Source organism: Acidobacteriota bacterium (genome assembly GCA_039028635.1).
Lineage (GTDB): Bacteria > Acidobacteriota > Thermoanaerobaculia > Multivoradales > JBCCEF01 > JBCCEF01.
This window is the reverse complement of record JBCCHV010000005.1, coordinates 14,674-29,761: the sequence shown is the minus strand read 5'-3', so window position 1 is coordinate 29,761 and position 15,088 is coordinate 14,674. Positions and strand designations below refer to the sequence as shown.

At 63.0% G+C, this 15,088-nt stretch carries 12 protein-coding genes; 8 read left to right on the top strand and 4 right to left on the bottom strand.

From position 1 onward, the window contains the following. Positions 1–175 precede the first annotated feature (175 nt). The 3 genes from AAF604_03400 to AAF604_03390 all read right to left on the bottom strand — a co-directional run bounded on the left by AAF604_03400 (position 176) and on the right by AAF604_03390 (position 2,673). Positions 176–871, bottom strand: coding sequence for a DUF3108 domain-containing protein (locus AAF604_03400; GenBank protein MEM7048673.1), 696 nt, complete (start codon positions 869–871; stop codon positions 176–178). 300 nt (positions 872–1,171) lie between these two features. Beyond that, positions 1,172–2,242 (bottom strand): hypothetical protein, encoded by a 1,071-nt coding sequence (locus tag AAF604_03395; protein ID MEM7048672.1) that lies wholly within the window; start codon positions 2,240–2,242, stop codon positions 1,172–1,174. Further along, positions 2,239–2,673, bottom strand: a complete 435-nt coding sequence (locus tag AAF604_03390) for a helix-turn-helix transcriptional regulator (GenBank protein MEM7048671.1) — start codon at positions 2,671–2,673, stop codon at positions 2,239–2,241. The genes AAF604_03395 and AAF604_03390 overlap by 4 nt, the downstream gene beginning before the upstream one ends. A 247-nt stretch (positions 2,674–2,920) precedes the next feature. Here AAF604_03390 and AAF604_03385 point away from each other — a divergent pair, with 247 nt between their 5' ends. The 8 genes from AAF604_03385 to AAF604_03350 all read left to right on the top strand — a co-directional run bounded on the left by AAF604_03385 (position 2,921) and on the right by AAF604_03350 (position 13,901). Beyond that, a complete protein-coding gene (locus AAF604_03385) occupies positions 2,921–3,448 on the top strand; it encodes a 4a-hydroxytetrahydrobiopterin dehydratase (GenBank protein MEM7048670.1) in 528 nt (175 codons plus the stop codon). Next, positions 3,445–3,942, top strand: coding sequence for a hypothetical protein (locus AAF604_03380; protein MEM7048669.1), 498 nt, complete (start codon positions 3,445–3,447; stop codon positions 3,940–3,942). Before AAF604_03385 ends, AAF604_03380 begins: the two co-directional genes overlap by 4 nt. Before the next feature lie 350 nt (positions 3,943–4,292). Further along, a complete protein-coding gene (locus AAF604_03375; GenBank protein ID MEM7048668.1) occupies positions 4,293–4,646 on the top strand; it encodes a hypothetical protein in 354 nt (117 codons plus the stop codon). Further along, positions 4,643–9,670 (top strand): RHS repeat-associated core domain-containing protein, encoded by a 5,028-nt coding sequence (locus tag AAF604_03370; GenBank protein ID MEM7048667.1) that lies wholly within the window; start codon positions 4,643–4,645, stop codon positions 9,668–9,670. Before AAF604_03375 ends, AAF604_03370 begins: the two co-directional genes overlap by 4 nt. 10 nt (positions 9,671–9,680) lie before the next feature. Next, complete coding sequence (locus tag AAF604_03365) at positions 9,681–10,097, top strand: hypothetical protein (GenBank protein MEM7048666.1); 417 nt, start codon at positions 9,681–9,683, stop codon at positions 10,095–10,097. Positions 10,098–10,283: 186 nt separating this feature from the next. Further along, entirely contained in the window at positions 10,284–10,634 is a 351-nt protein-coding gene (locus tag AAF604_03360; protein MEM7048665.1) for a hypothetical protein, read from the top strand. A 104-nt stretch (positions 10,635–10,738) separates the two neighbouring features. Further along, positions 10,739–10,993 carry a hypothetical protein gene (locus AAF604_03355; GenBank protein ID MEM7048664.1) on the top strand — a complete coding sequence of 85 codons (255 nt, stop codon included), beginning with the start codon at positions 10,739–10,741 and terminating at the stop codon, positions 10,991–10,993. A 1,060-nt stretch (positions 10,994–12,053) separates the two neighbouring features. Next, positions 12,054–13,901: a carboxypeptidase-like regulatory domain-containing protein gene (locus AAF604_03350; protein ID MEM7048663.1), complete on the top strand. Its 1,848-nt coding sequence runs from the start codon at positions 12,054–12,056 to the stop codon at positions 13,899–13,901. Positions 13,902–13,973: 72 nt separating this feature from the next. On the opposite strand, the gene AAF604_03345 is transcribed toward AAF604_03350, so the two are convergent. Continuing rightward, positions 13,974–15,053: an aromatic ring-hydroxylating dioxygenase subunit alpha gene (locus AAF604_03345; protein ID MEM7048662.1), complete on the bottom strand. Its 1,080-nt coding sequence runs from the start codon at positions 15,051–15,053 to the stop codon at positions 13,974–13,976. Between the last annotated feature and the right edge of the window lie 35 nt (positions 15,054–15,088).

The following is a 15,088-nucleotide window of genomic DNA, read 5'->3' as shown; positions in this document are numbered from 1 at the left end:
GGTTCGGCCCGCGCCTCACGAAGCTGGGCACGAGCACTCGCCGCCCCTACGGAGTCCCGGGCGGGCCGGATGAAGCGGGGTGGGGACCAGGGTTGGAAGCCGCCAGGCGGGCGGGGGCCGACTTTCGCCTGGGCCGAGAGGGGATTCCGGCCGCGGTTCTCTCAGGGGGAAGCCGTTACTGGGATTCGGCAGGCGGCTGTAGCTCGAGGCGTAGGTCCGCCAGGCTGCGGGAGATGCGGATTTCCACCGGCAGGGCGGCCTCGTCGTCGCTCAGCCAGAGCTCCAGGCGGCCCTTCCAGCGGCGCCCTTCGGGGGCGTCGATGCCGCGAATGGTCCAGTGGCGCGTGCTCACTTCGCGCTCGCCGAAACGGCGCTTCTCGCGGCCGCGCGGAATCACCACCACCGGGTAGACCTTGCCGTCGGACCAGATGGTGAGCTGCCGGGGACGCTCCGGCGTGTCCTGTCGCAGTGCCCAGATGCCGGAGACGATGTCGAGCACGCCGGGCTCGGCGATGTCGTCGCGCTTTTCCTTCTCTTTGCCGCGCCAGCGGTAGGCCGACCAGGCGCTCAGGGCCTGCCGCGAATCGCGGTCGATGGTCGAGCCATAGCGCCAGAACTCACCATCGTCGGATTTTTCCGAGGTCACCAGCAGCTCACTGTGGAGGGTGCCATCGGGCTGCTCGGAAAAGCGCATCACGCCGTCGCCCTTGTTGGGCAGAAACAGCCCCGCCACCCGGCCCACCAGGCTCCCCAGGTGCCAGCGATAGCGAAACTCCTCCGTCGCCGGTTGGGCGCTGCTGGGCAGGGGAATCGCCATGAGGAGCAGGAAGGGCAGGAAGAGGCGTCGCATCATCGGTCCGGGCTCAGTCATGGAGGAGAGCCTCGTCTCCTTCAAGGCGGCCTGGGCGAATGGTATTCCGAGCCCGGCCTCTCGGTCCGACTTCGCGTAATTACGTGCGTAGATTCCCTGGCCCCTTCGCCGAGCAGAGGCGAGGTGAGAGAATTGAACGGACTGTGGCCCGGCGGGCCATGGAGGCCGCTGCCGTGCCCACGGCTAAAGGAGGCGTTCTATGTGGGAATGGATCCTCGAGCTCTTGGGGATAGGGGGAGACACGGCTTCGGCGAATGGCAGTGGGGACAATGAGACGAATCCGGGGGCTGATCCCAACGGCTAGGACTCCAGATGTCGCTTTGCAATGATCACGAGCTCCTTGAGTCGCTCGGGTGCCGATTTCTTGATGATTCCCTTCTGAAGCAAGATGATCGCTGCGAGAGCCTTCTGCGAGGCCCCTGCTGCATCTAAGACATAGCTCGCAGTCGCGGCGGACTCAAGAGCTCGATCAAGCTGGCTAAGGTCGATTAGTACTCCGGCTCGGTCGAGTTCTATGAGTCCTGCGAGGTACGGGAATCCTTGCTCTTGGCATTCACTGCAGATTGAGCGCAGAAGAGTCGCTGCCTCTTCTAGATGGCCTCTACCAGCCGTAATACGCGCCACAAGCCAGTCTCGAAGCAGTAGAAGCTTCGGATTTCCATAGTCGCAGTAGTCTCGACGCAATGAATGAACCAAACGCATTGCGGCGTCGAAGCGACCTTGCTTAAAGGCGCAGAATGCAAGATTGTGTGCAGCGATCAACCGAAGGCTCGGGCTTCCTTGGTGATCAAGCTTGAGAAGGCCCGCGGCAAGCGACTCAGTCGCTGAGCCGTGATCTCCCAGGTCCACCATGACCAGACCAGCCTGAACCTCGAGCCGAGCGAGAAATTTCTCGTTCGCGACACCTTCGACTGCCTTCATCGCTTTCTCAACCAGCGATATCGCGGATCCAAAGTCGCGGGTTTCGCGAACCCATGACGCCTCGAGCGAGTAAATCCGCGCCAGGTCCAGCGGATCCGCCACGTCCTCGAGCAAATCCCGGGCGATGAAGAAGCAGCGTCCGGCGGCTCGCAGGTCGCCGGCGATGCGGTGCGCGTTGCCGAGCGTCGCCCAGGCGAGCGGTAGGAGCTCCGGGCCCGAGGGTGGCGGGCTGGCTTCGGCGGCGGCGATGGCGACTCGGCCCCACAGCAGGGGCTCGTCGCCCTGGCGGCAAAAGCTCATCGCGAGCTGGACGAAGGAACGCCGTTGGCAGCCGGCCTGCGTGCGGGCGGCATCCACTCTCGCCTCGCCCTCGAGGCCGGCGAGGCGCGCCGCCTGCTCGTGGGCGGCGAGCTCTTCGCTGTCCAGTCGATTGAAAACCTGCTCGCTCAACGCTCTTCCCTCTCCACCACCGGGCTCTTCACGGCCTCGGCCTTGACCAGGCGCCGTAGGGCGGTGCGTTCCGTCAGTCGATCGATGACTGCATCAACTAAGAAGTCTAGCGGATGCTCCGTCGTCGCTGCCGGCTCGCCCTCCGCGGGCTGCTCGAAGACCCCGTTGCCGAGGAGTCGACGCAGCGCCTCGTGGGTCGACTCCAACCGACCCGGCTCTCCCATGCGCACGCTCAGGTCGAGCAGATCGGCGCCCATGGCGTCGAGCAGGCGCAGCAGGGTTGGCCATTGTGGGGCCCGTTTGCCCAACTCGTACGCACTGACGTTCGACTGTGTCACCGCGGCCTTGAGGCCGAGCTCGCCCTGCTGCAGTCCCGCCTGCTCGCGCAGCGAGCGCAGGGCAATGCCGAGGGGGTCCGCCGTGTGTCTCATATCTGGAAACATCCTACACGATCTCTCAGAAAGTGCGCAAGAGAGGTTGATAGCAGTGGAGAAGGTCGAAAGAAGCGATCGTCAGCGACTTCAGATCGGATCTATAGATCTATTTTGACTTCAAAAGACTTGACGAAAGACTTCTTTTAATATACAGTATGTCCGTAATCGCGAAGGCGGGCATGTTCCTCAGATGCGCTGTGCGGGGTTCTGCCCGTCCCGAACTTCACTCGACTGGGAGGTTGCCATGAGCTCTTCTCCAACCACCGTTTCGCAGCCGGACGAGCTGGATCCAGTGGCCTACTACCAACTCCTGTGGGAAAGCGGTTTGTCGGCGTTCCCGGTGCCGGGAGATTTGCCGGGTCATCTCAAGCCCGAGCGCATTCAGAGCACCTTGACTCGCGGGCGGGAGGCGCTCCTCGGCACTGGCGACACGGCGGCTCCGGAGCTGTCCGTCGCGCTGCCTCGTCTCAGCAGCGTGAAGCTCTACGACCGCCGAAGCGACTACGAGGGCTGGCGGCTGTCCCAGGACAACCGCTGTCTGGTGCGTCCCTTCGTGCTCCAGAGCTCTGCCGCGGCGCTGAGCTTCGCGGCCTTCGTCAGCGGGATCATTCAAGCGGCCGGTGCCTTGCCGGCCCTGGCGGTGGTGCTCAACACCGCCTGGGTGATCCTCACCACGCCGGCCTCCGGTGCCATCACCGAGGTCGACCTCGTCCTCGCTCGTCGCCTTTCGGAGCAGTGCCCGGATCACCCGAAGCAGGCCAACGCTTCATGAATCGGGACGACGAGGCGCGGCGAGCATCGGTCCTCCGCGAAGCCGCGTTGACCTCGCTGGAGAAGGACGAGGAGCGATCCGAGCGCTGGCTCAGTCAGCGACTCCAGCAGGTTGTCGTCGATGGGCGGCCGGTGCCCAAGGGAGTGGTGCCCGAGGGTGCCGACCGCTCGACGACCTCGACCATCGCGGCCGTCGCCCGAGACTTGCGCCGTCTGGAGGCGACGCTGCGCCAGCTCCGGCCGGCCGATGCCTGCGACATCACCCGGGCGACCTACGCCCTCCAGGCGGCCGACTCCCTCGACCGCTTGGCCACCTGCCTCGAGACCCTCGCCGACCTCGAATTCAGCTCCGGAAAGGCAGAAAAGGACGTCCGGAAGACGTCCGTCCGGACATCTTCCGGACATCTTTTTCGGGCCCGATCGCCGAAAACGCCTGTAAAACGGCGAAGTCCCCCATGGCACGTGGCTTGCTGTAGCGCTTTGGCAAGGAACTGAATCCAGTTTTACGTTGTCCTGGAAGGACGAGGGCATTTCTTGGGAGGTTGGACGTGATGCATCGAGCGTTGATGTTGGCGGTGTTGGGATTTTTGTCGGTAGGCGGATCGCTAGCAGGTTTGGAGGTTGATGTAAGCGACCGGACGGTTTCGATTTCAGGTGTGTCTCCTGGTGGCGAGGTGGCACTGCTGGGGGTGGGCCGGTCTCGGCAGGGTTACCGTCCTCGACTCGAGAGCTGGTCATTGACGCTGCGGGACGATGACCAGGACGGCGAAGTCTCGCTGGATAGCGTGGAGGACCTTCCGGAACTTTCGGTCTGGGCTTCGGCGGATCTCTCGTCGGGTGCGTGGGTGATTCGAGAGTTGCCGGATCTGGACCCCTTGACGGTTCCGTTGTCGGCGTTTGCCGGCGATGGCTCGGAGCTGGTGCTCGCTCGCCGCACGCTGGAGGTGATGTGGATTCGCCCCGGGGACAAGGCGCGGGTTTCGGTGGGGACGGTCGGTGACGGCGGGTCGGCGGACGGCGATGGCAAGGCCAACGCTCGGGTCCAGATCGAGCCCTCGCGCCTGCATCGTCTCCTCGGTGCGCAGGAGCGCGGCCTCGGATTCGCAGGCGGTGACGTCGTGTTCGTGGTCGACTCGGAGTCGCTCGCGATCACGGCGACGACCGTGCCTCAGACGGTGGCGGCGGGAGGTGAGCGATGAAGCTTCGGTGGCTGGTTCTCCTCGCCGTATTGTGGGTCCCGCTGCTGGCCTTTGCCCAGCAGGATCCGATCGAGGCTCGAGGCTTTTCGGCGGAGAAGGTCTACGACTACTCCGGCATCGACTCCGTGGCGTTGTTCAACGGCAACTTGATTCTGGCCTTGCCGATCGGCTCAGAAACGCCGGTGGCGGGCGGCTTCTCCTATGGCCTGACGCTGTCCTACAACGCCAAGGTGTGGGATCTGGAGACCCGCCGAATCGGCGACTTTGAATTGACAGAGGTCTATCCGAATCGGCAAAGCAATGCCGGTCTGGGCTGGACCCTGTCGCTCGGTGGGGCCTTGCTGTCGCCCAACTACACCTATGCCCCGGGCCCCTGGCGCTTTGTCGGAGCGGACGGCTCGGAGAGCGCTTTCTACCAGTCGCTTCACGTCGGGGAGACTATCGGCACCGGTTTTCTCTACAGCCGCGACAACTCCTACCTTCGGCTGAGTGCCCAAGGGGTGACCCGTCGGGTCGAGTTTCCCGATGGCACGATCCGAACTTTCGAGCACGAGGCCAACGGCCGCTGGCGGCTGACGCGGATGGAAGATCGCCAAGGCAACTGGGTGAAGGTCGACCTGGCAGGCTCAGACTGGGAGCTGGAAGATCGGCTGGGCCGGGAGCATACGGTCGACTTCGAGCGTTCGCCGATGACCCAGCAATGGCGGGTGAAGTCGGTCAACTTGCAGGCCTTTGGTGGCTCTCGGGCGATTTACAACTTCCATTATCAGGAGACGGCCATCGAGCGCCATTGCGAGGACGATCAGATTCCCTATCCCGACGGTCACAGCGACCCGACGGGGCCGAACGCGATGGTCGACCTGTTGACCCGCATCGATCTCCCGGACGGCTCCTCCTGGGAGATGCCGAGTTATTACAGCTCCTGCAATCAGCTCGGGACGACCATCGCTTCTTTGCCGGGGGCGATCCGGCAGTTGCGGGCCCCGACTCGTGGTCTGATCGAGTGGACCTATCAGAACTTCACCTTGCTCTCGAGAGCCCCACACGTGCCGGAAAGTCTGGCCGACCAAGAAACCTTGGCGGTCGAGACCAAGCGGGTTCTCGACAGCAACGGACAGTGTTTCGATTTCGACCTCGGCACTCAGGATTGCACCTGGACCTATCGCCAGAGCCGCAACCAGCTCAACGGCGACTTCGGGCGTCAGATCACGGTGACCTCGCCGGCCGGAGACGACACGGTGCACCACTTCACCGAGAAGCCTATGTTTCCGAATGATCCGACTGCCTGGGAGTATGGCCTGCCCTACCGGCGAGGTAGGTCTCACGGTGGCCGGTTCCTGTCGCAAGAGATCTGGGATGGCCGGGCCGGTAGCGGCACTCTGCGGCGCTCGATTTACGTGAACTACGGCCGCGACAAGCTCAAACCCTTCGGCAACGTGCGCTACACCAGCGATTGGTACGACTCCAACCGCCGTCTCGAAAGGCAACGCACGGTCTACGAGGCCGATGGCAATCGCACCACCGACGTCGCGTCCTCCGATTTCGATGGCCTCGGCCACTACCGGGTGGTGACCACCGGTGGTTCGTCCTCCCTGGGGCCGGCCCGTACGGTGACCTCGGCCTACAACCCGAGCCGCGGCACTTACAGCTACGACGCCTTCAGCAACAACCCCCTACCAGGCCACAGCTATAGCCCTTGGCCGACCACTTCCCCTTGGGTTTTGGGTACCTTCACGGACACCTCGGTGAGGCAGGGTGCTTCCGAGGTCAAGGCCGAATACTGCTTCGATGCCGGCACGGGCTTCTTGCGTCGCTCTCGCCAACTCGCAGGAACGACTCGTGGCACTGACGATGTGGTGGTGGTGCGCAACAAAGACAGTTTCGGCAAGGTGACGGCGGAGCGCTTCTACGGCGGCGATCTGCAATCGGTGGGAGTCTTCAATCCGGTGTGTGGCCTCGGCGTGCCGGCCGCAGCGGTCTACTGGATCAAGCATCAATATCAACACGGGCAGCGCTCACGCAGCGAGTATCGGAAGGGCAATGGCAGTGCGCTGACAGGGGCGGAGCACTTCTTCACGCTGGATCAGGGAATCGATGCCTCCACCGGATTGGTGCGGCATTCCAAGGATCCGGCAGGCGTCCGAACCGACTACTCCTATGACGCTCTCGGTCGGCTGACGGCGATTCAGCCGACGGCGGGTCAGGGAGCCTGGATCGAGATCGACTATCTGCGATCCCTGCCGAGCCGGGCTGGCCAGGTGAAGGTGATCCATCGGCCCAATGGGCAGACGAGCGGTGCCACCCTGGCCCAGCGCCATACCTTTTTCGATCCCTGGGGACGCGTCTGGCAGGACCGCGAGCTTCTGCCCGATGGTGTTTGGAGCGAGGTCGAGACGGCCTACTACCCGAACGGTTGGAAGCGGTCCCAGTCCTCCCGCCGAACCAGTGACCACGGATCGTCCTATCCTCGAACCGTGTACTCCGGCTATGACCCCTTCGGCAGGCCGCGGACCCTCACCTTGCCGGACGGCAATCCGATTCGGTTCACCTATCAGGGCATCCGAACCTTGGCCCGTACGGTCGAGGTAGCCACCGGGACGAATGGCGCCGAGACGCCTTCGACCACCACCGAGACCTACGACCGGTATGGGCGTTTGACGGCGGTGGAAGAGCCCTCCGGGAACGCTGGGGCGGAGGTCACGACGAGCTACTTCTACGATGCCGCCGATCGCCTGATCGAAGCGCGGACGCCCCGCACCGGTGGTCACCAGGTGCGCCGCTTTCAGTATGACGGTCGAGGATTTCTCCTTTCGGAAACCCATCCCGAGCTGGGCTTTTCCGGCAACGGCACGCTTTTCTACCGGGAGTACGATGCGCGCGGCCATGCCCACCGGCAGTGGGTGGGGGCGGCGGCCGGTGCCTTCGATCTCGAGTTCGACTTCGACCGCGCCGAGCGTCTGCTGTCGATTCGAGAGAGCGCCGGACTACGGCGATTCCTCAAGACATTCACCTATGGAATCGGCACCAACTCGCTAGACCGTTCGAAGGGCAAGACCAAGACGGCCACCCGTCACAACTGGTTCGTGCCTCCCTGGAACCCGAATGGTCCCGAGATCGACGTCTCGGTGACCGAGACCTACGCCTATGGTGGGCTCGGCGGGCGGGTCAGCTCTCGGCGCACGGCCCTGTCTTCGCTGCAGTCCTTCACTCAAGGGTGGACCTGGGACGATCTCGGCAACTTGCGTCAGGTGACCTTTCCCCGCTGCACCTTTTTCCCCTGCGCCGGCTCCGACTCCGTGCGTGCCGCCACCTCCACCTACGTCCAGGGGAGCCTGACCGCTGTCGGCGGCTACCCGGGCGTGCAGGCGACGGTTTCGTATCATGACAACGGCATGCTTCAGGAAGTGGCCCATAGCGGCGGCATCACCTATTTTCAGGCCCGCGATCCCTGGGGGATGCGGCGACCGCGGTCGGTGGGCGTACGTTTCAACGGTCTGGCCGATCCCGGGCTTGCGCTCGCACCTGGAGCTTCCGCCGATGGGCTGAGTTATCAGTATGACGGTGCCGGCAATGTCAAGGCCCTCGGTGACGAGCGCTATCGCTACGACTCGGTCAGTCGTTTGGTGGAAGGGGTGCTCGGGGGAGGCGATCGGCAGACTTACGGTTACGACCGTTTCGGCAATCTCGGATCGATCACCACCACCTCGGGCGGCTCGACCTCGACTCGGACCCCGGTGGCCAGTGAGGTCACCAATCGCTTGACCGGGGCCGGCTACGACGCGGCGGGCAATCAGCTCAACTGGGGTGTCGGCACTCAGGGCTTCGCTTACGAGTGGGACTCTCTCTCCAAGATGAAGCGCGCTCGCCGCAACAACGGCACTCAGGACGATCTCTACCTGTACACCGCCGATGACGAGCGCATCTGTACCTTCCGCAATGCCGTTCAGCCGATCGAGGAAACCTGGACCGTGCGCGACCTCGATGGGCAGGTACTCCGCACATGGACCAACGTCGGCGGCTCCAGCGGGGCCTGGACCCACCACGAGGACTACATTTACCGTGAAGGCAGTCTGCTGGCCTCGTGGCGGCCGCAGGAGGGAGTCCGCCTCCAGCTTCTCGACCACCTCGGAACGCCACGGCTCTCGGTCAATGCCAATGGACAGATTCCGCGTCTCTCGGTCTTCTTTCCCTTCGGAGAAGAGCTCGGCACCGTCCACCTCGAGGAGAGGCTCAAATTCACCGGCCACGAACGCGATCATCACGGAACACCTGGCCAAGATGACGACCTTGACTACATGCACGCCAGGTACTGCTCACCCCTCAACGGCAGGTTTCTCAGTGTCGACCCCGTGGGAGGGAGCCTCAAGAACCCCCAGTCCCTGAATCGCTACACCTACGCTCTCAATAACCCCCTCAAGTGGGTTGATCCCGATGGCCTGCTGCCGGCTTCGAAGCAGGGGCGAAATGCCTTCCAGCGTGCAGTCGATGAGATTGCCTTGTTCTTTCAGGCAGCCCTTGGCGAGTACCTCGAGGGCGACGAAAATCCGGAGGACGAAGCGGATCAACCGGATCCCGGCTCCATGGCAGCAGAGCTCGAGGCCGAGGGCATCGACTCCAGCGCCTTACCGTCCGAGAGGCTGCAGCTCTTTAGAGATGCTGCCGTGGAGGCTCCCTCGGCGGTGGCTGCTGGCGCGCTCGTTACAGGGTTTACTTTGGCGGAGCAGGCAACGATCTCCAGGGCTACCGCGATCGTAAGGCCGGCAGGGCGGCTCATTGGGGTGGCCGGATCCAGTAAGAAGATTAGATTTTTGCCGGGTGGTGAGAAGGCTGCACAGAAGTTGTTCGGGCGACTGTCGAGAGGTGGCTCTGTCGTCTCTCGGGGGCCAGGGCGAGTTACGGTGAAGCTGGCTCCGGGCGCAACTGTCAGCTATCGAGCTAAGTCCAGGTCTGCATCAGGTCATTCCACAATCAACTTGGACCTTCCAGGCTTGAAAGTCAGAAAGATAAAGTTCCTGGAAAATTAGGAGTAGCACGGTGCGACTTACAGTAGAGCAGTCTGAAGTTCTTGAGTCCGAGTGGATGATTTTTCTGGAAGAGGCCAGAGAGATGCAGTTCTACGTTCTGGTAGAGGATATTAGGGATCTTCTGGGTCGCCGCGAGTCGAAAGCATCGATACAGGAGGCGACTCTGAGAGTTTTACGAGAGCTCTTGGCATCCAAGAAGATGCAGGTCGGAAATCTCTATGAGAGTGGTTTTCGGGTCTGGCCTGGAGACTTCAATATTCACGTGGAACGAATTCGGTTCGCGTGGAGACTTCTTGAAGATTGGCCATCGATCGATGATGTCTGCTGCTTCTTTCCCGCCGGTGACGACATTCCGATGGAGACCGAGAGTGACCTACTGCCGGCTAGCTATTCTCGGGACGGAGACGCTGGTCGTCTTCCGCCATGAGTCCTCTATGGGTGCCGTGCCGATATTGAGGTGATAGGCCACACCTAATGTTCGCGGCTGTCCTCTTTGTGATTGCATCGGCTTATTTTTGCGTAGCTATGTTGGGTTGATCGCTCTGGATCGCTACTCCAACCCCTCCGCCAATAGCCGATGCTACTCTCAAAGAGTCAAAAGAAGCGAATTTTTGTGGCAGTTACAAGTGAAGTCGACGAGGAACGCGAATTCGGCTTTTGGGATCTGGTCGAATCGGTGCGTCAAGAGCTGGGGTATTCTGAGTCTCAGGAAGATATTAGGGGAGCCGTTCTCGATCTGCTGGGTTCTCTTTTGGAGGAGAATGCGGTGGTGATTGGAGAGATGTATGTCGAAGGATTTCGCCTTTGGACCGGTCCACTCGATCGACAGGTTGAAAGGGTCGATTTCACTTGGAGACGTCTTCGAGATTGGCCAACCCTCTACCAAGTTTGCTGGCTTCTCCATCCTGATGATGATCTTCCGTTCGAGGCGGGAACTGAGACCGTTTTCCAGTGGGACGACTAGTCGAACCGCTCTTGAGTTTCGCTCTTCTCCAGGACTATTGGAAGGAAAAGCTCTTGCGGGGCTCTTATGGTGGCGGTTCCTGAAGGCTGTCAAGGATTGGACCGGTGGTCAGGGAGGCCGCCAATCGCTGGACCGGGGCCGGCTGCGACGCCGCTGGCAATCAGCTCCACTTCGGCTCCGGCACCACCGGCTACACCTACACCTGGGACGCCTTGTCGAAGCTGAGGTCCAAGGAGAGCGGCGACGGCGCCATCGAGGACTACTACCTCTACACCGCCGACGACGAGCGCATCAACACCCTCCACTGGGCCGAAAGCCCGATCGAAGAGACCTGGACCCTGCGCGACCTCGGCGGCTAGGTGCTGCGCACATGGGGTACCGTCGGAGGCTCCGCCGGCACCTGGAACCACCGGGAAGACCACATCCATCGGGACGGTCAGCTGCTGGCTTCCTGGAGGCCGGCCGAGGGATGGAGGTTCTTCCACCTCGACCATCTCGGCACCCCGAGGCTCATCACCAAGGCCGACGGGCGCAGTGCGGGGCTTCATACCTACTTCCCGTTTGGGGAAGAGTCCGTGCCCAACGGGTCGAGCGAGCGGATGAGGCTCACCGGCCACGAGCGGGACATGTATGGTGGCGCGGGCCAGGGCGACGCTCGACTAACGGACCGATTTTCGTGCCGGAGAGCCATTCTGGTTCTCACTGTTCTGCTAGGTTTCGGTGGCGTTTGGGCGGCACATGGAGCCAGGATGGTTGGCTGTTTCAACTGCGTTCCAGACAACTCAAACTGCTCCGGTTGGTTCGGCCCCTGTGACACCAAGTGCCAGTCCGCTTCGAATTACGGAACGGGCGACGGGATCTACTGCGAGAACATTCGTGACATGCATGGCGTCCTCTGTGTAACCAGCGGCGGTGCCTGCCTCCTCGTCGAGGTCGAAGAGACGGAGGAGCCAGACTGCAACGGGTATTGCCCAGGATGACGAGATCGCTCGCTGTCGGCCTGGCTGCCCCGTTTCTGCTCCTGGGGCTGGCGGTGCCGTCCATGGAAGCCTCGGACGTTCACGTCTCTCTGTCAGGTGAGCGTGTTGAGGGTGAGGCCGAGGCCCTCGGATTGGTGCAGCTTCGGCTTCTTGGCGAGGAACCTGAGACTCGCGAGGTCGCGTTCGATGACTTGGGGTTGGCCTCCTTGGTGCTTCCGGCGGAAACCTCATGGGAGGCCTGTCTCGAAGTCGCAGGCAGTCCTTCGAGGCCTCGGGAGACACGCAGCTCCACTTTCTCACTCGGCCGGCGGGGCGACTCTCGGGCACGCTGAAACTGCTCGACGGCAAGGGCAAACTACCGAGCAGTCTCGAAATCCGCTTCTCCTCGCCGGAGCCCCTGCGATCGGGTGCGGTTCCTACCTCTCGAGCGCGCTGCCCCGTGGAGGAGGATAAGTGGTCCTGTGACGTGCCCGCGGGATTGCTAGATGCCGAGTTTCGGGTTGCGGGCTACGTCCCGATGTATGAGTTCGGGGTCGAGGTCAAGCCAGCCTCGGTGGTGCATTTTGCCCCCTTCGACTTGAAAGAAGGGGGATCTCTGGTTGGTCGAGCCGAGTCGATTGACGGCGAACTTCTAACCTCGGAAGGTTCCGCTAGGCTCTTCCCCTTCGTTCCTCGTGGAGCCGATACTGGGTTGGCGCAACGGCTGGCGAAGCCGGTGCTCGAGGTGCCCTTGCAGGGGGATGGATTCTTCCAGCTTGCAGGACTCGCTTCCGGAGCCTACGTTCTGGAGGTTGCTCATCCAGGATTCGTGGAGGCGAGAGAGTTTCCGCTGGAAGTTTGGGACTCGGCCGAAGTACGTCTGAAGGCGCCCATCACTCTCTACCGCCCTCTCGAAATCGAGGTCCTGGTCGAACCCCCGGAGGACTGGCGCGGCAAGCCGTGGCAGGTTTCTGTCTCTCGCATGTCGGACCTCTCTGGCTCAGCCGACGGAGACTCCGCGTTTCGTGGAGCCTTGGCTCAAGGGCGCACGGTGCTCGAGAACCAAGCGCCAGGAACATTCCTCGTCAAGGTGCAGGACTCCCTGGGGAACCAGATGTTTGGGCGACCCGATGTCATGGTGACCGCTGCCGACCCTCGTATCGCGGTCACTCTCGATCTCGTGATAGTCCGCGGGGAGTTGCTCTATGGCGAAGAGCCCGTGGAAGGCACGATCTGGTTTGGTGGTCGGTCCGGGATCTCTCGCGCCCACACGCCGACAGACCGAGACGGGGCTTTCATCGGGGTACTTCCAGAGGATGGATGGTGGGATATCGAGGTCGACGTTCCGGAGTTGGAGTTGGAGGGGCTGCGCGACCGGGTCGAGGTTCGCGCAGATTCGAAGGGCGAGGCGGATCTCGACATTGTGCTTCCGGAGACGGAGGTCTTCGGTCGGGTGGTCGATGAACAAGGACGCCCTGTGGCGGAAGCGCAGGTGTTCTTGCGGGGTTCGGACGCGAGGGCCTCAGGGCGCTCCGAGGAGGATGGTGAGTTCCGGCTCCGGGCGTTTCGCGAGGGGGCGGTTTCGGTGGCCGCCCGGAAGGGCGCTGGCGATGACGAGAGGTCGAGTGACAGCGTGATGGCCTCGGTCGTCGAGGGGACTCCCTGGGGGCCGGCGGAGCTCGTGCTGCACAGCAAGCAGGCAATTCGTGGCCGCGTGGTTTCCGAGAAGGGTAGTCCCGTGCCGGGAGCCTCTGTTGATCTCGAAGTGGTCCAACCATTCCTCGCCGCGTCTGGAGACTCGGCCAGGACAGATCTATCCGGCTACTTCGACGCTCGCCTGCGAGCCGATGCCCAACAACTCCACGCGATCGTCAGTGCGCCCGGGCACGGCCTTCAGGCCAGGAGCGTTCCCTTTTCCGAAGACCTGACGTTCGAGGTCTCCGCAGAATGGGGACGTCTCTTCATCCGCTTCGAAGGAGAGGTTGACTCCTCCTCGAGCCGCGAGCGAGGCCAGGTCGTGATTCTCCAGGATGGCATCCCACTGTCTCAGCAGAGGCTATGGCAATGGTCTCGGGGCCATGGTGTGACGTGGCAGCTTGGTAGCAAGAGCCTCGAAATTCCCAGGATGGCACCAGGGCTTTACACCGCATGCGTCATGACCGAGGCGGACTACCTTGCTGCGGCGACGACCCGGAGGGATTGGCGCCAGGAGCAACCGACCTGCGTTAGCGATACCCTCCCCGCTGGAGGAGAGGTGGAGCTTGTTGTCCCCGAGCGAGAAACCAGTCCTTCGGAGCAGGGGTCGTAGGACACCGAGCCGGCGGTCCTCAGGTACCCCGCAGTGCTGTAGGGGCTTCCCTCACAGAGATGCCGCCTCGGCCTACTCCAACCCCTCCGCCAGCAGCCGATGGAAGTGGTGGACGCCTTGCTCCCGTTGGGGTGAGTAGCGGCCGCGCTGGTAGAGGCGGGAGCGGGTGCCGCGCTGGACGCTTTCGACGATGACTTCGTCTTCGCGCTCGACGCGGTCGAGGGCGGCGCCGGCTCCGTGGGTGAGGCGGTCGGGGTCGTGGACGTAGCTGAGGAAGCTGACTCGGGTGCGATGGGGCCCGAGGGGCCGGACGACGTTGACGGAAATCCCCCAGGGATAGACGTTGAGCATGGTGTTGGGGAAGAGCCAGAAGTAGTAAGCGGCGATGCGCTGACCGGCATCCGGCGAGCCCGAAGGCAGGTCGAAGGCGTCTTCACCGTCGGCGGCGACGCCGAGTTGGAGGTTGCACCAAGGAAAGAGCTCGGAGGTGTAGCTGCCGTAGTCGAGGACACCGGCGAGGCCGGGGTGGACGTAGGGGATGTGGAAGCCCTCGAGGTAGTTGTCGCAGTAGAGGGCCCAGTTGGCCTGCACCAGGTAGTCGCGCGAGCGGCCGGCGTCGAACTTCATCTCGGCGAGGGGAAGCCAGCCGACGCGCTCTTCGACCGGGGCGATCAGCTCTTGGAATGAATGGCCCGGATCGAGCGAGGTGAAGAGGAACTTCCCCCAGCTTTCGAGGGGCAGCTTCGGAAGGTGGTCGCAATCGCCGGGGAAGTCGACGGCGTCCTGGAACTCGGGCATGGAGAGGAAGCGGCCGTCGAGCTGGAAGCGGCGGCCGTGGTAGCGGCAGCGCAGTTGGCGGGCGACGCCTTCGCTTTCCACCACCAGGTTGGCGCGGTGGGTGCAGACGTTCGACAGGCAGTGAAGCTGGTCCTGGCGGTCGCGGGTCAGGACCAGGGGCTCGTCGAGGAGGCCTTCGGCGAGGGTGACCGGCTGGGTCTGTCCCGGCGCCCGCAGGCGATCCGAGTCGCCGAGGAAATGCCAACAGCGCGGGAAGAGCCGCTCCTTGAGCTGCTCGTGGACGGTGTGGTCCGAGTAGAAGGAGCCGGGCAGGGTCGAGGCCTGCCGAATGTCCGGATGGATCTCGAAGTGCATCCGCCTCACCTCCGGGGTCGTGGATCCTGACCTTG